Source organism: Citrobacter sp. Cpo221, from assembly GCF_030332345.1.
GTDB lineage: Bacteria > Pseudomonadota > Gammaproteobacteria > Enterobacterales > Enterobacteriaceae > Citrobacter > Citrobacter portucalensis.
Window position 1 is genome coordinate 237,324 of record NZ_JAOWIA010000052.1, and the last position, 24,343, is coordinate 261,666.

At 51.4% G+C, this 24,343-nt stretch carries 20 protein-coding genes; 11 read left to right on the top strand and 9 right to left on the bottom strand.

Going from position 1 to position 24,343, the window contains the following annotated elements:
• Window positions 1-29 precede the first annotated feature (29 nt).
• The 6 genes from gabP to OGY72_RS13070 form a co-directional block, all read right to left on the bottom strand.
• Window positions 30-1,430, bottom strand: a complete 1,401-nt coding sequence (gene gabP, locus OGY72_RS13045) for a GABA permease (protein ID WP_032944690.1) — start codon at window positions 1,428-1,430, stop codon at window positions 30-32.
• Window positions 1,431-1,577: 147 nt separating this feature from the next.
• Window positions 1,578-2,861: a 4-aminobutyrate--2-oxoglutarate transaminase gene (gene gabT, locus OGY72_RS13050; protein WP_149385111.1), complete on the bottom strand. Its 1,284-nt coding sequence runs from the start codon at window positions 2,859-2,861 to the stop codon at window positions 1,578-1,580.
• Between the two features lie 25 nt (window positions 2,862-2,886).
• Complete coding sequence (gabD, locus tag OGY72_RS13055) at window positions 2,887-4,335, bottom strand: NADP-dependent succinate-semialdehyde dehydrogenase (RefSeq protein WP_286547839.1); 1,449 nt, start codon at window positions 4,333-4,335, stop codon at window positions 2,887-2,889.
• Between the two features lie 23 nt (window positions 4,336-4,358).
• On the bottom strand, window positions 4,359-5,627 hold the full coding sequence (lhgD, locus tag OGY72_RS13060; RefSeq protein WP_003826017.1) for an L-2-hydroxyglutarate dehydrogenase: 1,269 nt from the start codon (window positions 5,625-5,627) through the stop codon (window positions 4,359-4,361).
• A 17-nt stretch (window positions 5,628-5,644) separates the two neighbouring features.
• Window positions 5,645-6,622 (bottom strand): glutarate dioxygenase GlaH, encoded by a 978-nt coding sequence (gene glaH, locus OGY72_RS13065; protein WP_286547840.1) that lies wholly within the window; start codon window positions 6,620-6,622, stop codon window positions 5,645-5,647.
• 248 nt (window positions 6,623-6,870) lie between these two features.
• Window positions 6,871-7,473, bottom strand: a complete 603-nt coding sequence (locus tag OGY72_RS13070; protein WP_353622066.1) for a short chain dehydrogenase — start codon at window positions 7,471-7,473, stop codon at window positions 6,871-6,873.
• Window positions 7,474-7,571: 98 nt separating this feature from the next.
• On the opposite strand from OGY72_RS13070, the gene OGY72_RS13075 reads away from it, so the two are divergent.
• A complete protein-coding gene (locus tag OGY72_RS13075; protein ID WP_148361579.1) occupies window positions 7,572-8,462 on the top strand; it encodes a LysR substrate-binding domain-containing protein in 891 nt (296 codons plus the stop codon).
• 70 nt (window positions 8,463-8,532) lie between these two features.
• Here OGY72_RS13075 and OGY72_RS13080 read toward each other — a convergent pair whose 3' ends face one another.
• Genes OGY72_RS13080 through OGY72_RS13090 form a run of 3 tightly spaced genes read right to left on the bottom strand, consistent with a single transcriptional unit; the run spans window position 8,533 to window position 11,484 of the window.
• Window positions 8,533-10,047 carry a tripartite tricarboxylate transporter permease gene (locus OGY72_RS13080; protein ID WP_003826025.1) on the bottom strand — a complete coding sequence of 505 codons (1,515 nt, stop codon included), beginning with the start codon at window positions 10,045-10,047 and terminating at the stop codon, window positions 8,533-8,535.
• Between the two features lie 10 nt (window positions 10,048-10,057).
• A complete protein-coding gene (locus tag OGY72_RS13085) occupies window positions 10,058-10,492 on the bottom strand; it encodes a tripartite tricarboxylate transporter TctB family protein (protein ID WP_100247225.1) in 435 nt (144 codons plus the stop codon).
• Window positions 10,493-10,506: 14 nt separating this feature from the next.
• Window positions 10,507-11,484 carry a Bug family tripartite tricarboxylate transporter substrate binding protein gene (locus OGY72_RS13090; RefSeq protein ID WP_003826029.1) on the bottom strand — a complete coding sequence of 326 codons (978 nt, stop codon included), beginning with the start codon at window positions 11,482-11,484 and terminating at the stop codon, window positions 10,507-10,509.
• A 153-nt stretch (window positions 11,485-11,637) separates the two neighbouring features.
• Between OGY72_RS13090 and tctD the strand changes: the two genes are divergently transcribed.
• The 10 genes from tctD to OGY72_RS13140 all read left to right on the top strand — a co-directional run bounded on the left by tctD (window position 11,638) and on the right by OGY72_RS13140 (window position 24,343).
• Window positions 11,638-12,312: a transcriptional regulator TctD gene (gene tctD / locus OGY72_RS13095; protein WP_003826032.1), complete on the top strand. Its 675-nt coding sequence runs from the start codon at window positions 11,638-11,640 to the stop codon at window positions 12,310-12,312.
• A complete protein-coding gene (locus tag OGY72_RS13100) occupies window positions 12,299-13,711 on the top strand; it encodes a sensor histidine kinase (protein WP_148361580.1) in 1,413 nt (470 codons plus the stop codon). The genes tctD and OGY72_RS13100 overlap by 14 nt, the downstream gene beginning before the upstream one ends.
• 454 nt (window positions 13,712-14,165) lie before the next feature.
• Window positions 14,166-15,581, top strand: a complete 1,416-nt coding sequence (locus OGY72_RS13105; RefSeq protein WP_003826035.1) for an undecaprenyl-phosphate glucose phosphotransferase — start codon at window positions 14,166-14,168, stop codon at window positions 15,579-15,581.
• Window positions 15,571-16,857: an outer membrane beta-barrel protein gene (locus tag OGY72_RS13110; RefSeq protein ID WP_125112809.1), complete on the top strand. Its 1,287-nt coding sequence runs from the start codon at window positions 15,571-15,573 to the stop codon at window positions 16,855-16,857. Before OGY72_RS13105 ends, OGY72_RS13110 begins: the two co-directional genes overlap by 11 nt.
• A 1-nt stretch (window position 16,858) precedes the next feature.
• Entirely contained in the window at window positions 16,859-17,416 is a 558-nt protein-coding gene (locus OGY72_RS13115) for a polysaccharide biosynthesis/export family protein (protein ID WP_003826038.1), read from the top strand.
• A 2-nt stretch (window positions 17,417-17,418) separates the two neighbouring features.
• The gene (locus OGY72_RS13120; protein WP_191236069.1) at window positions 17,419-19,548 is read left to right on the top strand and encodes a GumC family protein; all 2,130 of its coding nucleotides are present in this window, start codon (window positions 17,419-17,421) and stop codon (window positions 19,546-19,548) included.
• On the top strand, window positions 19,545-20,756 hold the full coding sequence (locus OGY72_RS13125; protein ID WP_149385070.1) for a lipopolysaccharide biosynthesis protein: 1,212 nt from the start codon (window positions 19,545-19,547) through the stop codon (window positions 20,754-20,756). Before OGY72_RS13120 ends, OGY72_RS13125 begins: the two co-directional genes overlap by 4 nt.
• A complete protein-coding gene (locus OGY72_RS13130) occupies window positions 20,753-22,123 on the top strand; it encodes a capsular biosynthesis protein (protein WP_126317529.1) in 1,371 nt (456 codons plus the stop codon). Before OGY72_RS13125 ends, OGY72_RS13130 begins: the two co-directional genes overlap by 4 nt.
• Window positions 22,124-22,127: 4 nt before the next feature.
• Window positions 22,128-23,117, top strand: a complete 990-nt coding sequence (locus tag OGY72_RS13135) for a glycosyltransferase family 2 protein (RefSeq protein WP_103285669.1) — start codon at window positions 22,128-22,130, stop codon at window positions 23,115-23,117.
• A 14-nt stretch (window positions 23,118-23,131) separates the two neighbouring features.
• Complete coding sequence (locus OGY72_RS13140; RefSeq protein WP_003826049.1) at window positions 23,132-24,343, top strand: glycosyltransferase family 4 protein; 1,212 nt, start codon at window positions 23,132-23,134, stop codon at window positions 24,341-24,343.

The window sequence follows — 24,343 nt, forward strand, 5'->3', positions numbered from 1 at the left end:
GGATTTCCCGGCCTGCGCCGGGAACAGGTTTAATGCGTATTTTGCAATGGTGCTTTTTGCCACGATAGCAGTTTTTTCCAGCGCGACATAATGGGCACGGTGCAAATAATTCCTATGGCTAACAACCCGGTAGAGATAACTTCCAGTTGTTGTGCCGGGCGAAACAGCATGACCACCAGCACAAAGATAATAAACGCGATGACCAGCCAGGTTAGCCACGGATAGAGCCACATTTTCAGTTTAATTTCACCGCCTCGCGCCAGCAGGATTTTGCGCATCCGCAGTTGAGAAACGGCAATGACCAGATACACCAGCAGCGCGATGGCACCGGAGCTGTCGATCAGGAATTTAAACACCTTGGCCGGGGCGTAATAATTGACGATGACGGTGAGGAACGCGGCACCTGTCGACAGTAGCACCGCCACATAAGGCGTTTTACTGCGGTTCGTTTTACCCATAAAGGCGGGGGCATCGCCACGGCGGCTCAGGGAGTAGAGCATACGCGATGACGTATACAGCGCGGAGTTAAGACAGCTGGTCACCGACAGTAAAATGACGCAGTCCATGATCAATTTCGCGTGCGGGATATGCAGTAGCTCCAGCACCGAGCGGTAAGAACCGACTTCTTTCAGGCCCGGCATATTCCACGGGATCAGCGCCACCACCACAAAAATAGAGCACAGATAGAAGATAGAGATACGCCAGATAACCGAGTTGGTGGCGCGAACGATATGTTTATCCGGGGTATCGGATTCGGCGGCGGCGATGGTAACTATCTCCGCGCCCATAAAGGAGAACATGGTGATTAACATCGCGCTGATCACGGCGCCAAAACCGTTGGGCATAAAACCGCCCTGATCCCACAGGCGTGAAACTCCGCTAACTTCGGCATAAGGGTAGAAACCGCTAATCGCCGCCGCACCGAGGGTAATAAACGCCAGAATGGCAACCACTTTGCACAGCGCCAGCCAGAACTCGAATTCACCGTAATTTTTAACGCTCAGCAAGTTACTGCCGGTTAACGCCAGCGTGATAACCAGAGAAAACAGCCAGATAGGAATGCCCGGTACCCAGGAGTGCAGAATGATGGCGGCAATATTCGCTTCCAGAGGGATAACTAACACCCAGAACCACCAGTACAACCAGCCGATGGTGTAACCCGCCCACGGGCCAATGGCCTTATCGGCGTAAGTGGAAAAAGAACCGGTATCCGGGGTGGCAACGGCCATTTCGGCCAGCATGCGCATAATCATCACCACCAGCAATCCGGCGAACAGATAGGCTAATAATACTGCGGGACCGGCTTCTGCAATCGCCACACTTGAACCGACGAACAAACTTGCGCCGATTACCCCGGCAATAGACAGCATGGTGACGTGGCGTGATTTCAGCCCGCCCCCTAAATCATGTGATTGTGACACTTGCCCCATCTTTAAACCTCGTTATTGTTATTGACGTCGCTTCCTGCACCTTACCCGTAGGCCCGGTAAGCGTAGCGCCACCGGGCATCACAACATTGCCGGATGGCAGCGCTTGCGCTTTATCCGGCCTACAATTTCACGTTTTTATTCGGGGGTTTAACCCTGCTTTGCCTCGGCAAAACACTGGGCGATAATGTCCAGCCCCTGGCGGATTTGCGCATCTTCAATGGTCAGCGGGACAAGAATGCGCAGCACGTTGTAGTAAGGTCCGCAGGAGAGCAGGATCAGTCCTTTCTCACGTGCACGCGCCACTACTTCCGCAGTCAGTTTGGCGTCTGGTTTCGTGCGATCGCCATCTTCGAACAGTTCGATAGCAATCATCGCGCCCAGCCCGCGTACGTCGCCAATCTCACGATGGGTTTCCGCGATAGCCAGCAGGCCTTCGCGCAGGGTTTGTCCCAGCTCGTTGGCTTTTTGCAGCAGATTTTCCTGTTCGAAAATGTTCAGTACCGCCAGCGCGGCGGCACAGGCAATTGGGTTACCGGCATAGGTACCGCCCAGACCACCCGGTGGGATTGCATCCATGACTTCGGCGCGTCCGGTCACGCCTGCCAGCGGGAAGCCTCCGGCGATGGATTTGGCGAAGGTGGTGAGATCGGGCGCAACGCCCATCTGCTCCATGGCAAACAGCGTACCGGTGCGGCCCGCACCGCTCTGTACTTCATCCGCAATCAGCATGATCCCGTGTTCGTCACAAATGGCGCGCAGCTGTTGCATAAAGGAAGGAGAGGCCGCGTAAAAGCCGCCTTCGCCCTGAACGGGTTCAATCACGATGGCGGCGACGTCTTCTGGCGCGGCATCGTTTTTGAAAATGCGGTGAATGCTGGCGATAGCATCATCTTCACTGATGCCGTGCAGCGGGCAAGGATAAAGCGCGCGATACACATGGCCTGGCATCAGCCCCATTCCGGCGGAGTACGGATTGACTTTCCCGGTCAGTGACAGGGTGTAGTGGGTACGGCCGTGGTAAGCGCCGCTAAAGGCGATAGTCCCCGTACGCTTGGTGGCGGCGCGGGCGATTTTCACCGCGTTTTCTACCGCTTCAGAGCCGGTGGTCACCAGCAGGGTTTTCTTGGCGAAATCACCCGGCACTTTCTTATTCATGATTTCACACAGCTCCAGGTACGGCTCATAGGCCAGCACCTGGAAACAGGTATGAGACAGCTTTTTCAACTGCGCTTCTACCGCAGAGACGATCTGCGGATGCAGGTGACCGGTGTTCAGCACCGCAATACCGCCAGCAAAGTCGAGGAATTCACGGCCTTCAACGTCCCAAACCCGACAGTTTTCTGCCCGCTCGGCAAAAATAGGGTGGATCTGTCCTACGCCACGGGGAACGGCGTTGCTGCGACGTTGCATAAGTTCTTTGTTGGTGCTCATCAGGTGTTCTCCAGTATTTGTTTTATTAAAGGCCGATGCACATATATTTGATTTCTAAGTAGTCTTCGATGCCGTATTTCGATCCTTCACGGCCAAGACCGGAGGCTTTTATCCCCCCAAACGGGGCGACTTCGTTGGAGATAATGCCGGTGTTAATCCCGACGATGCCGTACTCCAGCGCTTCGCCAACGCGGAAGACGCGGCTTAAATCACGGGCGTAGAAATAGGCGGCCAGACCAAACTCGGTGTCGTTGGCCTGAGCGATGACGTCAGCTTCGTCTTTAAAACGAAACAGCGGAGCCAGCGGGCCGAACGTTTCTTCTTTGGCGACCTTCGCGTTATCTGGCACATCCACCAGGATGGTGGGCTGGAAGAAGTTACCGCCGAGCGCGTGAGGTTTACCGCCCGCGATAATGCGTGCGCCTTTATCCAGAGCATCGGCGATGTGTTCCTGCACTTTGGCAACCGCTTTCTCGTCGATCAGCGGTCCGGTGGTGACGTCAGGTTGCAGACCATCGCCGAGATGCAGCTTGCTCACCGCCTGCTGGAGTTTTTCGGCAAAACGCTCATACACGGCGTCCTGCACGTACAGGCGGTTGGCGCAGACGCAGGTTTGACCAGCGTTACGGAACTTCGATGCCAGCGCGCCCTCCACGGCTTTATCAAGATCGGCATCGTCAAAGACGATAAACGGCGCATTGCCGCCCAGCTCCAGCGATACTTTTTTGATGTCTTTGGCGCACTGCTGCATTAACTGACGGCCGATTTCGGTCGAGCCGGTAAATGACAGCTTGCGCACCAGCGGGTTGCCGGTCAGCTCGTTACCAACCTCGCTTGCAGAACCGGTCACTACGCTGAAAACGCCTACCGGGATCCCGGCGCGATTAGCCAGTTCTGCCAGCGCCAGTGCGGAGTAAGGGGTCTGGCTGGCGGGTTTAAGCACCATCGTACAGCCAGCTGCCAGCGCCGGACCGGCTTTACGGGTGATCATCGCTGAGGGGAAGTTCCACGGCGTAATCGCGGCGGTAACGCCGATCGGCTGCTTGATGACGATCAGACGCTTATCGGCCTGATGACCAGGGATCGTATCGCCATAGATGCGTTTGCCCTCTTCGGCAAACCACTCAATAAATGAGGCGGCATAGGTGATTTCGCCTTTGGCCTCCGCCAGCGGTTTACCCTGTTCCAGGGTCATCAGGTGGGCGAGATCGTCCTGATGCTCAATCATCAGGTTGAACCAGCGGCGCAGGATATTGGCTCGCTCTTTGGCGGTCAGCGCACGCCAGGCCGGCAGAGCGCGGTTAGCGGCGTTAATCGCTTCGCGAGTTTCTTCCGCCCCCATTTTCGGTACGCTACCCAATTGCTGACCGTTGGCGGGATTGGTTACCGCGATGGTCTCGCCGCTGTTGGCGTCACGCCAGTTGCCGTCGATCAGTGCCTGCTGGCGAAATAAGGTTGGATCGTTAAGTTGCATGATTGCTTCCTGTCTTAATCGGTTTAACGGGTAAATGCGGCGTGTAATGTCTCCACGCTACGTGCCGCACGCAGCGTGCGTCCGGGATTACTCTGGTTCTCCAGCAGCGCATGAACTTTGCTGACAATATGTGCGCCGATAGGGATCGCCGACGTTGCCGCCGGAGAAGGGGCGTTACAGGTGTGAATTGAGCGTGGCGTGGTGACAAACAGAAAATCGTCGATAAGCTTGCCATCAGGTGATACCGCCTGTGCCCGTACGCCCGCAGGCCACGGTTGCAGATCCTTGAGCGTCAGGCTCGGGCAGTACTTTTGTACCAGCCGCAGATAACCGCTTTTGCACAGCGAATTCTTCATTTCACCAAGCCCTGAGCGCAGGTTGTTTTGCAGCACGCGGCGAATACCGGAAGAGCCGAGGATCTCCAGCGTATCGCTGAGCGAGAAGTCACGTTTACGGTAGCCTTCACGTTTAAATGCCAGTACCGCGTTGGGGCCGACGGTGACGCTGCCGTCAATCATCCGGGTCAGATGAACGCCGAGAAACGGCATCGCCGGGTCGGGGATGGGGTAGATCAAATGGTTAACTATCTGATTATGTTCTGGCGCCAGGCGGAAATATTCGCCCCGGAACGGACAGATGATAAAGCCAGGTTCAACGCCGAGCATTTTTACCAGTCGGTCCGCCATCAGGCCAGAACAGCTAATCAGCGTCGCGCCTTCATATTCCTGGCCCTGACGGGTACGGACAATCACGCCCGCAGCATGCTCTTTCAGCGCGCTGACCTCGGCGTTGTAAATAATCTCCCCGCCTTTGGCCTGGAAAATCTTCGCCATCGCGGCGGTGACTTCGCGGTAGCTGACAATCCCGCTCGACGGGACAAAAATGCCGCCCAGTCCGGTGATATTGGGTTCACGCTCGCGAAGTTCCTGCGCATTCAGCCATTCGCGCTCCAGACCGTTAGCGGCGGTGCGATCCCAAAGCGCGCGCATGCGCTCCATTTCCAGAGCGGAGGTGGCAACCAGCATTTTTCCGCAGACGTCGTAGCGGATGCCGTTTTGGTCGCAAAAGGCTTTTGTGGCGCGATTTCCGGCCAGGCAAAACTGAGCCTTCAGGCTGCCGGGGGTGTAATAGACCCCGGCGTGAATGACGCCGCTGTTATGGCCCGTCTGGTGGCAGGCCGGGCCGGGCTCTTTTTCCAGTAGCGCGATTTTGGCGTCCGGATAGACATCAATCAATTGCATGGCGGTCGACATGCCGATAATGCCGCCGCCAATAATCACAAAATCATACATCCGCTTTTCCTTCGCGCTTACTGATGGGTCTGGTAGTAGTTTGTCGCGTACGCAAAATAACCACGCTGGCGCATCAGTTCGCGGCGCAAGTCCGGATGCGAAGTGAAACGATCGCGCCCGTGCAGCCAGAACAGGTTGTTGATCAGCAGGAATTTACCTACTGAAACCGGAACGGAAATAATGCTCTTGCTGGTTTCCAGCGCATCGGACAGGTCACTCAGCCAGACGCCTTCTTCATAGTCTTTTGGCTGGACGAACTGGTCGATGTAGCGCATTACCGGGCGGCCCTGCTGGTCAACGTCAAATACCGGATGGAACACTTCCTGACTGACGTTTTTGCTTGGCGGTGCGGCAAAGCGCATGGCGCGACGCGCCAGAGGATGGGTAAAGTACTGCTCCAGATGCTCCCAGTCGTCGAGGTGCAGTAGCAGCGAGTTACCGCCGGTCATGTTCTGCTCGTCGATCTTCATCATCAGCACGTAATCGGTGATTTCTTCGAGGTAGGTTCCGTCGTTGTGCAATTCCATCACTCGGTGAGGCTGGCGCAGATAGCTGTCTGAGTTATCGACGTTTTTCACCACAAAACGAGCGTAATATTGACCGCTCATCGCATCAAAATTAGAGCGTCCGATGAGGTGCGCTACCGCCGTTGCCAGCTTGACCATTTCTTCCGCCTGCGCCACGTCGTCTACGCCAACGGCATTGATTAGCAGTGCGCCTTCGGCACGATCGAGCAGGGTTTTCAGCAGCAGGGGCTGTAACTGATTGCCGCACAGGTCGTCGAGGATTTTGCCCACTTTGAAGCGCAAGAAGGATTTGTATTCCAGCGCCTGAACCGGCCACTGTGCGACGGCCTGCAAAAATTGCTCAGTGGTCTCAGCAGAAAAAGTCAGCTCCAGCAGGCGTGGGGATTGGGCTGATGGTTTCAGCGTGAAACCGCTGTAGTGCTGGGCAGGATCTTCAGCGTTCGGTTTTACGGCAGTCAGTGCGTTCATCAAATCGTTCCTCTCGGTAGATTGTCAGGGAGATATGGCGCAGCTCGTTTCGTAGCCATAAATTAAAAATATCTACATTTTTGAAAAACGCGCACAGAATGAGCTTGTTTGTTTATTATTTGTGATCAAAAACAACAATTATTTAACATTGTGAAGGGTGTGGGTTAATGCGAGGGGAAAGATAAATTATTTTAAAACAGTGGGTTAATCATGCTGCCGTTGGTGATGAGTCAACGGCAGCGGCAAAGTCAGTAACCGACTTTATAAATACGCCCGGTTTGGATACCTTCCACACTGCGGCGATAGGCGTTGGCGACGGTGGTGGCGGGCACGCTTTCAAAGCCCGGGAAGAAACTGTCGTACGCTTCGGCGGATTCACTCAGCACGGTTGGACTTATCAGGTTAATGCGTTGACCATGGCCTAGCTCACAGGCCGCGGCGCGAACAAATCCTTCCAGCCCGGCATTGATCGTTGCGGCGTTTGTCCCCTGTGCGACGGGTTCGTGGGCGATAATGCCGCTAATTAACGTTATCGAGCCGCCATCATTCAGGAAATGCTGCCCGGTTAATGCCAGGCGTATCTGGCCTAATAGCTTGTCCTGAAGCCCCTGATTAAAGTCCTGGTCGGTCATTGTCGACAGCGGCCCAAAGAACAGATTACCGGTGGCGGAAACGATCGCATCTACCCGACCGACTTTTTCAAACAAGGCCTCGACACTCTCCTGCGAGGTGATATCGACCTGGTAATCCCCCTGAGTGCGACCCACGCGGACCACCTCATGTTTACGGCTCAATGCTTCTGTAACTGCGCGACCCACTGTACCACTGGCACCAATAATGACGATTTTCATAACCACCTCCGCAATAGTGTGAGCCGCTATTCTTTAATGAAAATGAAATCAGATAAACTGGCTAAAAGTTAGATGATTACTAACCAGGGGTTTGTAATATGGATAAACTGCGCGGCATGGAAACGTTTGTCGCCGTGGTGGAGAGTGGGAGCTTTACTTCTGCGGCGACGAGGCTCGAGATGTCTGCGGTGATGGTGGGAAAATATATCACCCAACTGGAAGCGCAGCTCGGCACGCGTTTGCTGGAGCGCAATACGCGCCGCCAGAGTCTGACCGATGCCGGACGCGTCTATTTTGAAGAAGCCCGTCGTGTGCTGGAGCAGGTATCGATAGCCGAACGTTCGGTAGAGCGTCTGCGGCTGGCACCGGCGGGGACGCTGCGCATTAGCGCGCCCACTTCTTTTGGCGCTTGCGTGATCTCGCCGCTGGCCGCTGCGTTTTTACAGACCTGGCCAGAGGTGCGCATTGAACTGGATCTCACCAACCGGATGGTTGATCTGGTGAATGAAGGTGTCGATCTGGCGATCCGCATTGGCGATATCCATCAGACAGACGTGGTGGCGAAATACCTGTGTCCCTACCGTATGGCAATTTGTGCTTCGCCAGATTATCTTGCCCGCCATGGCACCCCCCGGACGCCCGCGGATCTGGTGGATCATCTGTGCCTGTCCCATACCGTGTGGACGGCTCGCAACGAGTGGATACTGCCTGGCGTGACGGGGGAGGTCAGATGGAAGCGCGATGCGATCCTGCGTTGTAACGATGGTCATGGCCTGCGTATGGCGGCGGTAGCGGGGGCTGGGCTGTTATTGCAACCTGAGGTGCTGCTGGCGCAAGAACTGGCTACGGGGAAATTGATTCGGATCCTGGAAGGGTTTACGCCGCAGCCGCGGCCAATTCATTTGCTGTGGCGACAGGATTTGCGTCCGTTGCCTAAGCTGACACGGTTTGTTGAGCACGTTCTTAGTGCTGTCCAGGAATTAAGATGAAAATGCCGGATGGCGCTGCGCTTATCCGGCCTACGATGGTGATTAATCGTAGGCCGGATAAGGCGCATTATTAACCGATATCCACCTGCGGTTTGCTGTTGCGTTTACGGATCATGCGCAGCACCGGCGGGACCACGATAACCAGTACCGCCATCACCAATAACACTTTTGCCACGCCGCTGGCCCACAGAATATCCATACTGCCGTTACTGATAGATAGCGCCCGGCGCAGGTTCTGCTCCAGCATTTCCCCGAGAACGAAGCCCAGAATCAATGGCGACATCGGGAAGTGCATTTTACGCAAAATGTAGCCCAGCACGCCGAGGGCGACCATCAATACCAAATCGAAGGTGGTGCTGTGAACGGCGTACACGCCAACTGCGGAAACTGCCGCGATAGCCGGTACCAAAAACCACAGCGGGATGGTCAGCATGCGGGTAAACAGACCGATCAGTGGAATGTTCATCACCAGCAGCATTACGTTAGCAATCAGCAGCGCTGCAATCAGCCCCCAAACGATATCCGGCTGCTCGGTAAACATGGCTGGACCCGGGGTGATGTTGTACAGCGTTAGCGCGCCCATCATCACCGCCGTGGTACCGGAGCCCGGCACGCCGAGCGTCAGCATCGGAATAAAAGAGCCGCAGGCCGAAGCGTTATTGGCGGCTTCTGGCGCCGCAACGCCGCGAATATCCCCCTTGCCAAAGCTGTCGCTGTTGCCGCTGAGCTTTTTCTCGGTCATGTAGGTGATGGCACTGGCAATGGTGGCGCCAGCGCCAGGCAGAACGCCGACGAAAAAGCCAATCACTGATGAACGCAGGGTGGCCCCTACGCACTGTGCGCCTTCTTTGGCGTTGAACAACATGCGGCCCGTTTTACGCACCAGCGTCTGGCCACTGCTGGTATGTTCCAGCATTAACAATATTTCAGAGACAGAGAACAGCCCAATCACCACCACGATAAACTGCACACCGTCAGAGAGATGGACACTGTCAAAAGTAAAGCGATAAACCCCGGTGTTGGCGTCTACGCCGACGGTCGCAAGTCCGAGACCGATAAGCGCTGCCAGAAATGATTTCAGCGGATTTTGCGCCATCATGCTGCCGAGACAGGCAATGGCGAAAACCATTAAGGCAAAGTATTCCGCTGGACCGAAGGCCAGCGACCATTGGGCTAACGCCGGGGCAAACAGAATGATGCCGCCGATGGCGATAAGCGAACCAAAGAAAGAGCTGACCGCCGAGATAGAGAGCGCCACGCCACCGCGTCCTTGCTGCGCCATAGGGTAACCATCCAGCGCGGTCATAATCGCCGCCGCATCGCCGGGAACATTCAACAGGATGGAGGAGATGCGCCCGCCATATTCACAGCCTATGTAGACTGTAGCCAGCAGGATCAGCGCGGATTCTGCGGGCAGATGCAAAGCAAAGGCCAGCGGCAGCAGGATCGCCACGCCGTTGATCGGCCCAAGGCCGGGCAGCAAACCCACAATGGTGCCGACAAAACAGCCTATCAAGGCGATGACCAGGTTTTCCGGCGTCATTGCCACCGCGAAACCCTGAGAAAGATAAATCCAGGTATCCATCGTTTCTCCGTTAACCCAGCCAGGCGCCGAGTGGTAAGGTGACGTCAAGCAGTCGGTCAAAGGCATACCACAGCAGAATGCCGAGCACCGCGCCGGAAATACCCGCAGCCGGGATGGTTGCACCGAACAGCATGCCAATCACCACGGTGAGAATGGCGGTGGCGATGGGAAAACCGAGCCACTCAAAACCCCAGGCGTACATCAACAGAACAATGACCATCGTCAGCAGCTTTTGCAGCACGTGGCGACGGGGCCAACTGATGGTGTCCGGATGGCGCAACAGCAGCGCCACGGCACAGACCAACATCAGACCGATAATGCCAAGCGGGAAGGGACGCGGCCCTACGGGTTCATAGCTGTATTCGCTGCTGATTTGCCAGGCCACGAACAGCCCGGCTATGCAGAGCAACAGCCAGATACCTGCGAAAATACGATCGCTCATCATCTTTGCCTCTGCGTTTACTTCGCCAGACCGAAGGCTTTCGCCTGCTCACGATAATCCGTGACCTGCTTTTTCACGTAGTCGTCGAGCTGTTTGCCACTCATGTTGAATTCAAACAGGCCGCGCAGATCGCGCTGCTTTTTAAACTCATCGGTCTGCTGGAGTTTGTTAAAGGCATCAACCCACCACTGATACTCGGCGTCGCTGACTTTTGGCCCAACGTAGAAGCCACGAATGATAGGCCACACGAGGTCATAACCCTGCTCTTTGGCGGTTGGCACGTTGGCTAACTGTCCCGGCAGGCGTTCATCAGAGAACACCGCGAGCACGCGGATTTTGTCGCCGCTGAGGTAAGGCACCATCTCACTGAGATCGCCGGAAACCACCTGCACGTGATTGCCCATCAGTGCGGTAACCGGCTCGCCACCGCCTTCAAAGGCCACATAGCGCATCTTGTGTGGATCGACATTGGCTTTTTGCGCCAGCAGTGCCGACTTCATCCAGTCCTGGCTACCGATAGAGGCACCTGCACCAATGACCACGCTGTTTGGGTCTTTTTCCATGGCCGTCAGCAGATCTTTCAGCGTTTTCCACGGTGAGTCCTGGCGTACGGCAATCATGCCGTAGTCGGTACCCACACTTGCCAGCCAGCGGACATCATCCACGCCGTAGCGACCAAACTTGCCCTGTGACAGGTTCAGCAGTGAGCCGCCGGAGAAGGCCACTACGGTTCCCGCTTCAGCCGGGCGTTGAGCGACGATCGCGTTATAGGCCACGGCACCAACGCCACCGGGCATGTAGGTGACGCGCATCGGTTTTTCGATAGCGCCGGTTTCCATCATGCTCACCTGAATCAACTTACAGGTGAGATCGAAACCGCCGCCGGGTTTAGCAGGGGCGATACATTCAGTGCGCGATGGCGCTTGTTCCGCCAGTACAGAGGTACTCATCAATAAAATGCTTGCAGTAAGGGTACGAAGTAACTGTTTTTTCATTGTTTATCCTCACGCCGGAAAACCGGATTTTCGGGTACGGAAGAAGATTTTTGTGATTATGTGAGCCGATGTGTAGCAGTTCGGTTGCGTGATTGTTAAAACATTAACCTTTCAATTCCCTTTCAATGCGGCAGAAACTTTACAGGATGTGATATGCGTCTCTTATTAGCGGAAGATAACCGTGAGTTAGCTCACTGGCTGGAGAAAGCGCTGGTGCAAAACGGTTTTGCCGTTGACTGCGTGTTTGATGGCCTGGCAGCCGACCATCTTTTACATAGCGAAACGTATGCGCTGGCGGTGCTGGACATCAATATGCCGGGGCTGGATGGTCTGGAAGTCGTTCAGCGGCTGCGCAAACGCGGGCAGACGCTTCCTGTCCTGCTGCTGACGGCGCGTAGCGCGGTGGCCGATAGGGTGAAAGGGTTGAACGTCGGAGCCGATGATTATCTGGCAAAGCCGTTTGAAATCGAGGAACTGGATGCCCGGCTGCGGGCCTTGCTGCGTCGCAGTGCGGGACAGGTGCAAGGCATACAGCAACTGGGGGAGCTGGCGTTTCACGATGAAGGCTATTTTCTGTTGCAGGGGCAGCCGTTGGCGCTCACACCACGTGAACAGGCGCTGTTGACGGTGCTGATGTACCGTCGGTTGCGGCCGGTTTCACGTCAGCAGTTGTTTGAGCAGGTCTTCAGCCTGAGTGATGAGGTTAGTCCCGAAAGCATTGAGCTGTATATCCATCGTTTGCGCAAAAAGCTACAGGGAAGCGATGTGCGTATTGCTACGCTGCGTGGTCTGGGCTATGTGCTGGAGCGTAGCGATGAAGTGGGTTAAACCCCAATCGTTGTACCTGCAACTGCTGATGTTTCTGGGCTTGCCGCTAATGTTGCTGTGGGGTCTGTCGGCATTTAACAGCTATGTCAGTGCGCTACAGGCGGCGACCCAGGCGTATGACCGCACGCTCCTTTCATCCGCCAGGACCGTTTCCGAGCGGCTGGTGGTGCGCAATAAACTGCTGGAAGTGAACGTGCCATGGGTGGTGCTGGACAGCTTTGAATTGAATATGAATGACCGACTGTACTACAAAGTGGTTGATCCGGCGGGGAAGGTTATCTCTGGTTATGACGATTTACCGGCGATGCCGCCAGCTACCTCGCGCACGCGGCTTTATCCGGCGCTGGCATGGTTTTATCACACTGAATATCGCGGTGAGGCAATCCGCGTGGCGCGTCTGCTGCAGCCCGTCAACGAAGGCGGCATTGTCGGCATGGCGGAGATTTATGTTGCCGAAACGCTGCAATCGCGGCGCTATCTGGCGCGACAGCTGCTGTTTTCCTCGTGGGTTTCGCAAGGGCTACTGGTGCTGCTGACGCTGGTGCTGGTTGGCTGGCTGCTGCGCCGGGTGCTACGCCCGATGCGCCAGCTGTCATCGCTGATGGTGCGTCGTGAGCCAGGCCTGCTGACGCCGCTGCCGGAACTGCTGCCATGGTCGGAAACCCGTCTGCTGATTGTGGCTTTCAACCGTTATCTGGACCGACTTCGCGGTCTGATCTCTCGTCAGGAGCGCTTCAGCGCGGATGCTTCCCATCAGCTCAAAACGCCGTTGGCGGTACTGAAAACTCAGGCATCGGTGGCTCTCGCCAGCGCCGAACCGCGGCAATGGTATGAGAGTTTACAAGCCATGAGTAGCACGCTCGATAATACCATTCAACTGACGGAGAGGCTGTTGCAGTTGTCTGCGGTGAAGCGCAAGGAGCAGGGGGAAAGGCATTTCTCGCCGGTTAATCTGTATGAGGTGGTGCAAAGCAGCTGTTTTACCCGACTGGCGCAGTCGCGTAGTAAAGGGATCGATCTGGGCTATGAAGGGGAACAGGACGCGGTGTGGGTCGAGGGAGATGAAGTGCTGCTCGGTGAACTGTGTGGGAATCTGCTGGATAACGCACTGAAATACACGCCGTCACAGGGGATGGTGACCGCCCGACTGCAACGAGAAGGAGAGGCCGTGGTGCTGGTGGTCGAAGATAGCGGACCGGGCATAGATGAGCAGATGGTTCATCAGGCTCTGCTACCGTTTCATCGTCTTGATAACGTAGGCAATGTCCCAGGCGCCGGGATCGGCCTGGCGCTGGTCAATGATATTGCTCGCCTGCATCGCACGCATCCTCAGCTAACGCGTAGTGAGACATTAGGTGGGCTGAGGGTTCAGGTGCGCTTTTTAAGCGTTACCGTATGAAGTATTCATGGTGATGATATTTGTTGTTTAATTATAATAAAAAGTAATTAATTGTATTATTAATATCATTTGAAATGTTGTCTTAAGGCAGCTGTTTTTATTTTAATTACTGTATTAAACAGTAATGCTAAAGTGATTCAACGTCACTGAAACAATACTTTTGTGCAATTTATCATACATAAAACACTTTTTCATAGACCATGAGATGTTATCTGTCAATAGCGATAATGTTGTTAAAGGTTATCTTTTTTGCTGAGGTAGATAAAACTTCTATTGATATCAACCGCATTAAAATCATATAGATACGATTTCACTGGAGAGGGTTGTCACAGTAATGAGTATTATTTTTTACATTTACTGACAATGTGCCATTGCGTTTTTTAGACTTGTGATATAATTAGCAACATGAAATGAGAAAAAAACAATTAAAGATCAATAAATAATGGGCTGAGATATGCTTAAAAAATCGCTAAAGATTAGCAGCCAGGGATATCCAGTCTTTTTAAAACTGGTCGATTTCATTGTTATCAATGTGACGTTAATTTTTAGCGCCCATTTGCTGGGGTTGGTGCCCTTTAACACCATTGCCATTTTGAGTCTTCTCTTCTCCATCTTTTTCTTGCTGTTTGCTGAATACATTAAAATGTACCAGCAAAAGATTAAGACGATCGGTTTACGTAATCAAAAGCGCTTGGTTTTTTGTACGCTGCTGGCGATTTTTTTTAACGAACTGGTCAGTATGACGGTGGCTGAACCTGAGTCACTGGGCTACTTAGACAGACTGCCTTCCCCTTTTTATTCAGCCATTATTTACTGGTACTTCATTCCATTACCTTTTCTTTACTACATTCGTTTTTTTATTTTTAAGTATTCAACGAAAAAGAGTATACGGGTGGCGATTATTGGTCTGACCGACAATGGTCTGGCCGCAGAAACCGCGCTAATGAATGAATACGCCAATATCACATTAGATCTGGCCTTTTATGATGAGCGCGCCTTATCTCGTTGTGGCGATGTCGTTGATAAGGTTAAAAGTCCCTTTCGTGGTCCGGTTATCAATCTGGTCGAGGAAGCCAAGAAGGGAAACATAGACGAAATCTATATTGCTTTACCGATGGTTGCTTTACATCGCATTCGTCACTTTTTGGCCATGATGTCAGACACCACCGTAGATACCTATATTGTCCCTGACTTTTATACCTACAGTAACAACATGTCCAAGTTACGATCCATCCACAATCTGCAAACTATCGGTATCTTTAGTTCACCTTTTGAGGGGGCTGGCTCGTTTATTAAGCGGGCGGAAGATTTGGTTCTTGGCAGCGTCATTATGGTGATGATTTCCTCCCTGATGCTGGCGATTGCCATTGGTATCAAACTCACGTCCCGTGGGCCTGTTTTTTTCAAACAGGACCGCTATGGCTTGAGCGGGCAAAAAATTAAGGTCTGGAAGTTTCGTTCTATGCGCGTCATGGAGAATTCCGATACGGTTATTCAGGCCACTAAAAACGATCCACGGGTAACCAAATTCGGGAGCTTTTTGCGCCGCACTTCGCTGGATGAACTTCCGCAATTTATTAATGTTTTGCAGGGAAGTATGTCGATTGTCGGTCCCAGACCTCATGCGGTTACGCATAATGAGCAGTACCGCAAACAGGTCGAAAATTACATGATTCGCCATAAAGTTAAGCCAGGGATCACTGGGCTTGCGCAGATCAACGGGTTCCGCGGGGAAATCGATGCGCTTTATAAGATGGAAAAAAGGGTTCAGTACGATATTGAGTACATTCAAAACTGGTCGTTATGGCTGGATATAAAAATTATTATTAAAACTATTTTCAAAGGATTTGTCGGTAAGAATGCATACTAAATTACTCGTTATTACCGGAATCGTGATATCGCAGTCCGCATGGGCTGATTTAACACCGAAATCACACATTGGCTTTGCGGGGATAGACTTCCAGGGCAAGGTCGCTGTGGACTATGGTTATAATGATAACGTGTCTTATCAGCCACATAGCAGCGATGCTATCGGTTCCTCGTTTCAGAGTGCTGCGCCCGTTCTGAGTATGATTGGAGAGCGTGGTCAGGATAAGTATTTGCTGATGTACTCTGGGGATTATCGTAACTACTCAAGCGATTCTGCTGATAACTACAACGATCATTTTTTCCGTTTTAACGGTGCCTGGCGTTATGGGCTCATGCATGGCTTAACCCTCAATCTGGAGGATTCGCTTGGGCATGAATCCCGCGGCCGTGATATCACCGAGGGTTTTCTACCGAGTCAGTTTGAGCAGTATGGGATTAAATCTCCGCTGACGACGAATTTTATCAATAGTGAATTGCGCTACAGCTACGGTGCGCCTGATGGTCGCGGCAAAGCGGAACTGGCGTTGTTATACAAAAAACTGACTTTCGGTAACACCTCTGATGTTCGGGACAGCAGTGAGGACTTCTACAATTATATTCAGGAACAGGAATGGCATGAAAATAGCCTGATAGCGGAAGTTTTTGACCAATACTCATCCAGAACGCGCTTTCGCTATAGCTTTATTACTAACCAGCGTCGCTATGATAACAACTCAGATAAAGACACTAATGAGTATTATTTGCTGTATGGCCTGAAGTCGCAGTTGACGGGGAAAACCAATGTCGACATGAATATTTCATGGCTGTATAAAACATTTGAAAACAACGCAAACTCGCATGATTTTAATGGTCTAAACTGGGACATAAAAGCGGAGTGGAAGCCGTTACAGCAGTCTGTTTTCACGGCCCATTCTGCGCAAAGCATTAAAGACCCATCGGAAGTTGGGGGATATATTTTAGTGACCCAGTATGGCCTTTCTTACCAGCATTTCTGGTTAGGTACTCGTTTTTCTACTTTATTGGACTACTCATTCACTTCGGAAGACTATAAAAAACAGAACAAGGATCGGCATGATAAAGATGGCGTGTTTAGCGTAACCATGAGCTATGACTACACGCCGTCGGTTAATTTTGAGATTAAATATCAGATAGATACATTAAATTCGAATAAGGATACTGACTCGTTTTATATCGGTCCCAACGACAATCAGGAAGTCATTAGAACGTTGGGTTATGATAATTCTATGATTATGCTTAAAGCTAAGGTTCAGATCTAAAATGAAAATAATAGAACTGTGCGCGGTTTTGCTATTCAGTATCCTGTTGGTCGGATGCACAGCGTCCAGCCCGCGATTAATGGACGATCCTGCTACTGTTCAGCAGGATTACCGGCTTGGGGCGGGGGATACGGTCAATATCGCTGTTCATGGTCAACCCGATATGACGATGCGGTTTATTTTGGATAAGAGCGGGGAAATTAATTTCCCGTTTGTTGGTGCTCTTAAATTACAAGATAAAACCGTTGATCAAGTGACTAAAGAATTAACTCAACGCCTGACCGGAGATTATTTTACATCTCCGATGGTGACGGTGAGTATTGCCGAGTTCCGCAAATACTATGTTTCAGGTGAGGTAAAAAGTCCAAATGGCTTCGCCTATGAGCCAGGGCTTACCGTCGAGAAATCTATTGCGCAGGCGGGTGGATTTACAGATCGTGCTGACCGAAAAGATATCAACATTCGCCTGTCAGGGAGCAATCAGCTGCTTGAGAATGTCGATTTAACGCACTCTGTTCATCCTGGGGATGTCGTGATTATTGGCATGGGGTTCTTCTGACGATGAAACTATCAATAGTGGAAAACGGCAAAAAACGAGAAAGCAGTGTCGAATTCTCCCGCTTTGCCAAAGAGCTGAAAAAGAACGCCTGGAAAATCGCGCTGGCCGGTATCGTTGCCGGGGTCGTCGCGTATCCGTTAATCAGCATGATGTCTTCAAAGTATGTTTCAACGGCGACGGTGCTGATTAAGGCGCAGGCTGATAACGTTTCTCCGTTTCCACAGGTTGATGGTTTCGATTCAACGCGCAGTGGTTACTACGAAACACAATATGCGTTGATGCATTCACGTATTGTGCTGGAGCAAGCCGTACGTGATATGAAGCTGGATGAAAACCCGGAGTTTACCGGGGAAAAAGCCGGTGCTCAGGGGGCTGATAGCAATGAAAGTCGACAACTGAGAATGGAGCAAGCGCTGAAAACGCTGGCGAAAAATCTGAATGTCATTGGTATTCGTACGACGAACCTGGCGTCTATTACCTATGAATCAACGTCCCCTCAGGTTGCGGCTGACATTGCGAATGGCGTCGCGCAGGCTTTCATCAACTACACGGTGGAGCAGAAACGCCTGAAGGTGGAGAAAGCTCGCGAACTGAATTTTGAAAAAATGGAAGAGATTCAGAAGTCGATAGCTAAGCAAAAAGACGAGATGGACAGCTATCTGAAAAATGCCGGGCTGCTGACCTTCCGCGGTATCGATGGTTTTGAAACCGAGCAGTTAAGTATCGTAACCAATCGCCTGGCCGATGCGACCCAGCGTCGGGTTGCCGCTGAATCCGTCTATAACGAGGTGAACGGGGGAGGTAAGTCCATTGAGAGCGTTATCTCGCTGCCTTCGGTCTCTAACCACGCTCAGATCCAGGATTTGCGCATTGCGTTGATTCAGGCGCAACGAACGTTGTCCGAACAGCGTAAAGTCTATGGGCCAAAAAATCCTGCCATTTTAAAAGCAGAAGCCGATGTTCAGTCGATCCAAAGCCAGACCGGACGAGTGTTGGGCGAGCTGAAAGTCGGTTTACGTCAGCAATATCTGGCGGCGCTGGCGGACGAAAAAAACTATCAACAACAGGTGGATGAGCAGAAAGAGATCTTCCAGAAAATGGCGTCAAAGCGGGATGCCTGGAACAGTCAAAAGCTGTCGTTAGATAAAATGGAAGACCTGTATAAATCGCTTTATCAACGTACTCAGGAGCTGTCGCTGTCCGGCGTGAATGCCGATGCGGTGTTATACGACCCTGCAGTACCCGCGTTAAAACCGGCGAAACCGAATAAATCTTTATTGTTGCTGATGGTGGTCATGCTGGTGGTGGTGTTCAGCATCATGTATTTCATTGTCAAAGCGGCAATGGATAACTCAATCGGTACCCTCAGTCGCATGAAAAAACGGCTCAATGTTGTTCCGTTGGGTGAAATTCGTCGTTTTAGCGGAATCTCAGGGCGCGCGCAGGTGCGGGACATGATCATGAAGAACCCGCTTAATGCCGATATCGTGCACGGTATCCGTACCCGGATTATGCTGGATAGGCGACCTTTACAGACGCTCGCCGTGGCGTCGACGGAGCACGGCGATGGGCGTTCTTTGTTGGCGAATCTGTTAGCGAACTCTTTTAGTTTCGACCAGAAAACACTGCTTATTGATGCAGATTTCTTTAACACTGGTGGGCTCACATCCGAGCTGGCGTCAGCTACATCTGCAGGCTTAGCGGAACTGTTACGCGGGGAGATAGAGCTTGAACAGGCGAGGATCAAACTCAGTGATAATCTCGACTTTATTCCACACGGCAAGAACACCATCTCATCTTTACTGATGCTGTCTTCGGAGCATGTTGAACTCTTAATGCGCGAGTTGAAATCGCATTATCAGCGCATCATTATTGATGTTGCTGCTGTGAATCAGAGTCAGGATGTTCAACTGATCAAACGTGCCGTCGATGGAGTTGTTTTCATTGTGAAAGCCGGGGCAGGTTCGGCAGGACAAATCGCCAACGCGCTGGATAAGATCGAGGAAAATAACGGCGTGGTGATTGGTGCGGTGCTCAATGCAGTTGAAGAAAAGGATCTTGAGACGCAAGAAGGTCTGCGTTCACTGAACTTCAGTACCGATCAACTGATGGCAACGCCAGGCCGCGTATGAGTCTACTGAAGAGCGCTTCCACGATAGCCGGTTCATCAGTCATCTCGCAGTTGATTGGTGCACTGTCTATTTGGTTGATTTCACACAAGTACGATATGGCTGAAGTGGGGCTTTATGCGCTCAACTACAGCATCGCCGTGGTGGGCGCTCAGGTGTGTACCTTTGCATCACAGCTGTTAATTCCTAAACAGCAGGATGACGAACTGGTGCAGAATGTCGTGTTTTGCTTAATACAAAGCACGATCATTGCCTTACCGTACGCCGTACTCACCGCGTGGCTGTTTCACCAGAACATCCTGTTTCTCTATTTGCTGACGCTGGCAACGGCGTGGGTTTTAATCTCGGAAAACCTGTCGCTACGCACGGCCAACTTTCGTTTTCTGATTTTCCAGCGTATTTCTGTTTCTGTGGTCGTTGTACTTTCCGTCCTTCTTACGCACCATGTACAACTATTTTATTGGTCGTGGGCCTGCGCGACGATGGTGCTGACCATAAGCTGTATTTTGCATTCGTTTGATATTCGTTCGGTGGCGGCCAGACATCTGCGACCCGCCAGTAATTGGCATTTTTTCAAACAGAATATTCATCACATTACCAAAGTGGGCAGCGCGGAAGTGTTGGCGATGGCCAGCAGTAATTTGCCTATTATGCTGATTAACTTTTGGTTCTCGGCGCTGACGGCGGGTTATTTTTCCGTGGTTAGCCGCTTTTGCCTGGCTCCGGTGGTGATCATCGGGAATGCGGTGCGCAATACTATTTTTTCCAAATGGTCTATCGACTTCAGAAATAATACCTTTAACTATCAGGAGTATACTAAGGTACGTATGCTATTGCTGGTATTAGGGGTTATCTGTACCCTTGGGGTTTTTATTTTCTATCCGATTGTGATGCGCCTCGGTTTTGGCGAAGACTGGATTAACTCCATTGAGACGTCACGCTACATGTTGCCCTATTTGTTCCCGGCGCTGGCGATAAGCCCTCTGACGGTGATAGAGCTTATTTTTGGTTCCCATCGCTATTTTCTGCGCATCCAACTGGAACAGCTGGCGATTGTACTCTTCGCTTTTGTTGTGACGCCCTATTTTTATAAAGATTATGCAACGTCGGTCATCTTGTTTTCTTCACTGACATTTATTCGCTACGCCTTCATTTATCTAAAAATGAATAAGCGAGCCAATCTCCTGAAAGACAAGCCGGTGATACTATGACGCTTAATACCGGATACTATTTACAGGTTTATACCTTTGTCACGCTGATCCTGTGTGGCCTGGTGCAATACTTTACCGGCATGCAGTCAGTGCTGTGGATACCTTTTTTCCTCACCTTATTGATGGTGGGATTATTGGTGATGCAGACGCGTGATGGCTCCTTACATCTGGATGCCCAGGAGACGATTGTCCTGGCATTGTACTTTTCGTTTCTGGTGCTGGCTGGAGCATCGACGCTGATTCAGGGCGGGATCACCGTCGCGATTGTGGCATTTAAAAACGAAATTGCGCTGTCGCTGGTGATGATCTGTTTGCTGCTGGGCTTTTGCCGGGAGTCACAGATTTACCGCGCAACGCGCTATCTGTATTGGGTGTTTTACGCGCAGATTCCGGTAATGATTTATCAGGTGTTACTGGTCGTTCCCCAGCGCGTCGCGGTGCGTGGTGAAGATGAGAAATGGGACTCCGTGGTTGGCACGTTTGGCGGTGACCCCATGGGGGGCGGGAATACTGCCGCAATGGGCCTGTTTTGCCTGTTAATTATGTTGTTAAAAGTCTCAGAATTTAAGCATGGACTCACCACGTTCAAATCCATGGCGCTGCATATTGTTCTCGGTATCGGGTTATGCATCATTGGTGAAGTAAAGTTTGTCATTCTGCTATCGCCTATATTCCTGGCGTGGGTGTGGCTTTCACCGAGCTACGTCAAAGACGTTAGTAAGGTCAATCTGAAGACGTTATTGGTTATTGTGGCGGGAATGCTGTTGCTTATTAGCCTGTCGATTGTGATCCTCGCGTACTATTATTCTACGGCGTTCGGTGGCGATCCATCGAAAAGCTCGTTAAGTATTTTTATCGACTCCTTAAGCTATATCTTTGATCCGAACTACATTATGTCTACCGGTGAGTTAGGGCGCTTTACGACGTTCCTGTTCTGGTTGAAAAATAACGATCTGTGGGGGCTTTCAGGAACGTTATTTGGCTACGGACTCAATGCAACTAACAGTGGTAGTACGGTGTCGCCGGGCTTTTTGAATATTATCTACAACTTAATTCTTGACTCGACTTCCCTGAGTATGCTGCTGTGGGAAGTGGGGGTGATCGGCACGTTGCTCTTTATTAGCTTATTCATTTATATCCTGAAGGTTTGTCAGCCAAAGCCATTACTGATGCTTGAGCAACTGGACCAGCAGGATCTTCAGTTGTTGAGCTTTGCACCGGCGTTTAACGCTTTTGCGATTAGTTGCTTAATTAGCTTACCTTATAGCCAGATACTGATGATTACACCGATGTTACAATTCCTGTTCTATTTATCACTAGGATCAAGTTTAGTGATTCGTCGAACCGTCCTTCGCTGCGTAGGGTAATTGTATGGACCAAAAACCGTTTATTTCAGTGAGTATTAAAACACTCAATGAATCTAAATGTATTGAGAAGACGATTGACAGTATCCGTAAGCAGCTTATTGATTATCCACACAAAATTATTGTGGCAGATAGTCTGTCAACGGATAACACCCAACAGCTTGCGATCGATAAAGGGGTGACCGTAGTGTCCTTAACTGACCCTGGCGATCGCTGCTGTGGCGTCGGGCACCAGTTAGGTTATCTGTATAGTGAAGGGGAATATCTGCTGCTGATGGACGGCGACATGGAACTGGAAGAGGGCTTTGTGGATCAGGCGGTCGCGTTTTTGCAGGCCGAACCAGAATATGCAGGCGTTGCGGGAACCGTTGAAATGGACGATGCCGTTAACTATGAATTTAAATCGCGAAAGCAACGCATTAATAAAATCTATCCACTCGGGGATAGCGATCATCTGGGTGGCGGTGGCCTGTATCGTCGGTCGGCAATTGAAAAAATTGGTTATCTTACTAACCGTAATTTGCACGCGTATGAAGAGGCTGAACTGGGCCTGCGTTTAATCGAAGCAGGCTATAAACTGCGGCGTCTGGATATTCCTTACTTCAGCCATACGTCACATACGCTGCCGACGTTTAAGATGCTGGCGCGGCGCTGGACCAGCGGTTATTACCAGGCACCGGGTGAGCTTTTGCGTTGTAGTTGGGGGAAGCCCTGGTTTTCCCAGTCATTCAACATCGTGAAGAATGAGGCGGTATTTGCGCTTTACCTTATTCTCTTATTTGTGGCGCTGCTCAGTTTAAATATCAATGTGTTTGCCGTTGCGCTTCTACCATTACTGGCGTTTGCTTTGTTGAAGATTGTGCAAAACCGCTCGTTAACAGATGGGCTGCAAAGCGTTATTAATTTAATCGTACGCTCAGCGGGGCTGATCAAAGGTATTTTTTATCCGGTACGCGATCCGCTGACTCCGCCTAACAGTAAAATCATTCATGAATAACCGGGGCAGGCGCCATGAAAGTATTATTGGTTAACAAATTTTTTTTCATCAAAGGCGGCGCGGAAACGGTTTATTTTCAAGAGCGCGATATGCTGAAACAGGCCGGAGTGCAGGTTATAGATTTCTCTATGCAGCATGAGAATAATTTCCCCTCAGACTATACGGATTATTTCGTCAGTAATGTGGACTACCACAAAGCGAGCAATCTGCTGGGTGGTATCAAAACGGCGGTTAACTTTATTCATAATTCGCAGGCCTGCAAAAAAATGCTGGCGCTTTTAGAAAAAGAGCGCCCGGATATCGTCCACTTTCACAACATCTACCATCAGTTAACACCGGCGTTGATTAAAGTTGCGCGCAATTTTGGCTGCAAAACGGTGCTGACTGCGCATGACTATAAGATTGTGTGCCCCGCGTATTCCATGCTGCGCGACGGCAAGGTGTGTGATTCCTGTATTACCGGAACGGTTTTCAACGCCTTCAGGTATCGTTGTCAGGAAGGTTCAGCCTCAAAAAGTTTACTGCTCTCCCTGGAGGCAACCTGGCAGTACATTGCACAAAACTATCAGGCACTGGATGTGATTGTTTCACCGAGCGTTTTTTTACGCGGTGTTTTGCTGCGCACGCTGCCAAATTCGCGCATTGATGTCATCGTCAATGGCGTTGATGATAGCCGTCCCCTGGCCGAAGTAAGCGATGAAGGCTATATGCTGTACTTTGGCCGTCTGAGCCGTGAAAAGGGCGTGGCAACGTTGTTGGCAGCGCATAAAAAAATGCGGAACAGCGCGCCGCTGAAAGTTGTGGGGCACGGTCCGTTGCATGATGAATTAGCCGCCAAATACCCTGATGTTGAGTTTTTAGGTTATGTGCAACAAGGGGAGGCGCTCGATAAGCTTATTAAGCATGCGCGAGCGGTGATCCTGCCTTCAGAATGCTATGAAAACTGTTCTATGGCGATATTAGAAGCGATGTCCTTAGGCAAACCGGTTATCGGGTCGCGCATCGGCGGTATACCGGAACAAATTCGTGACGGTGTCGAAGGGATTTTATTCGAACCGGGTAATGTGCATGAGTTAGCCAATGCGATGGACGCTCTGGCCGACTCGCCTGAGAAGGCGAGGAATATGGGCTTACAAGGTCGTGCACGGTTGAGTGAAAAATATGCGCTGAGTAAACATATGGATACCCTACAGGCGCTGTATAAAGAACTGCTGAGCAGGCCATAG

Coding starts and splice junctions, on each gene's coding strand:
- OGY72_RS13080 (WP_003826025.1), bottom strand. CDS start 10,047: ATGGATACCTGGATTTATCTTTCTCAGGGTTTCGCGGTGGCAATGACG.
- OGY72_RS13110 (WP_125112809.1), top strand. CDS start 15,571: ATGCATACTAAATTACTCGTTATTACCGGAATCGTGATATCGCAGTCC.
- OGY72_RS13070 (WP_353622066.1), bottom strand. CDS start 7,473: ATGAAAATCGTCATTATTGGTGCCAGTGGTACAGTGGGTCGCGCAGTT.
- OGY72_RS13075 (WP_148361579.1), top strand. CDS start 7,572: ATGGATAAACTGCGCGGCATGGAAACGTTTGTCGCCGTGGTGGAGAGT.
- OGY72_RS13090 (WP_003826029.1), bottom strand. CDS start 11,484: ATGAAAAAACAGTTACTTCGTACCCTTACTGCAAGCATTTTATTGATG.
- gabP (WP_032944690.1), bottom strand. CDS start 1,430: ATGGGGCAAGTGTCACAATCACATGATTTAGGGGGCGGGCTGAAATCA.
- OGY72_RS13120 (WP_191236069.1), top strand. CDS start 17,419: ATGAAACTATCAATAGTGGAAAACGGCAAAAAACGAGAAAGCAGTGTC.
- OGY72_RS13085 (WP_100247225.1), bottom strand. CDS start 10,492: ATGATGAGCGATCGTATTTTCGCAGGTATCTGGCTGTTGCTCTGCATA.
- OGY72_RS13100 (WP_148361580.1), top strand. CDS start 12,299: ATGAAGTGGGTTAAACCCCAATCGTTGTACCTGCAACTGCTGATGTTT.
- glaH (WP_286547840.1), bottom strand. CDS start 6,622: ATGAACGCACTGACTGCCGTAAAACCGAACGCTGAAGATCCTGCCCAG.
- OGY72_RS13125 (WP_149385070.1), top strand. CDS start 19,545: ATGAGTCTACTGAAGAGCGCTTCCACGATAGCCGGTTCATCAGTCATC.
- OGY72_RS13105 (WP_003826035.1), top strand. CDS start 14,166: ATGCTTAAAAAATCGCTAAAGATTAGCAGCCAGGGATATCCAGTCTTT.
- gabD (WP_286547839.1), bottom strand. CDS start 4,335: ATGCAACTTAACGATCCAACCTTATTTCGCCAGCAGGCACTGATCGAC.
- gabT (WP_149385111.1), bottom strand. CDS start 2,861: ATGAGCACCAACAAAGAACTTATGCAACGTCGCAGCAACGCCGTTCCC.
- OGY72_RS13130 (WP_126317529.1), top strand. CDS start 20,753: ATGACGCTTAATACCGGATACTATTTACAGGTTTATACCTTTGTCACG.
- OGY72_RS13140 (WP_003826049.1), top strand. CDS start 23,132: ATGAAAGTATTATTGGTTAACAAATTTTTTTTCATCAAAGGCGGCGCG.
- lhgD (WP_003826017.1), bottom strand. CDS start 5,627: ATGTATGATTTTGTGATTATTGGCGGCGGCATTATCGGCATGTCGACC.
- OGY72_RS13135 (WP_103285669.1), top strand. CDS start 22,128: ATGGACCAAAAACCGTTTATTTCAGTGAGTATTAAAACACTCAATGAA.
- tctD (WP_003826032.1), top strand. CDS start 11,638: ATGCGTCTCTTATTAGCGGAAGATAACCGTGAGTTAGCTCACTGGCTG.
- OGY72_RS13115 (WP_003826038.1), top strand. CDS start 16,859: ATGAAAATAATAGAACTGTGCGCGGTTTTGCTATTCAGTATCCTGTTG.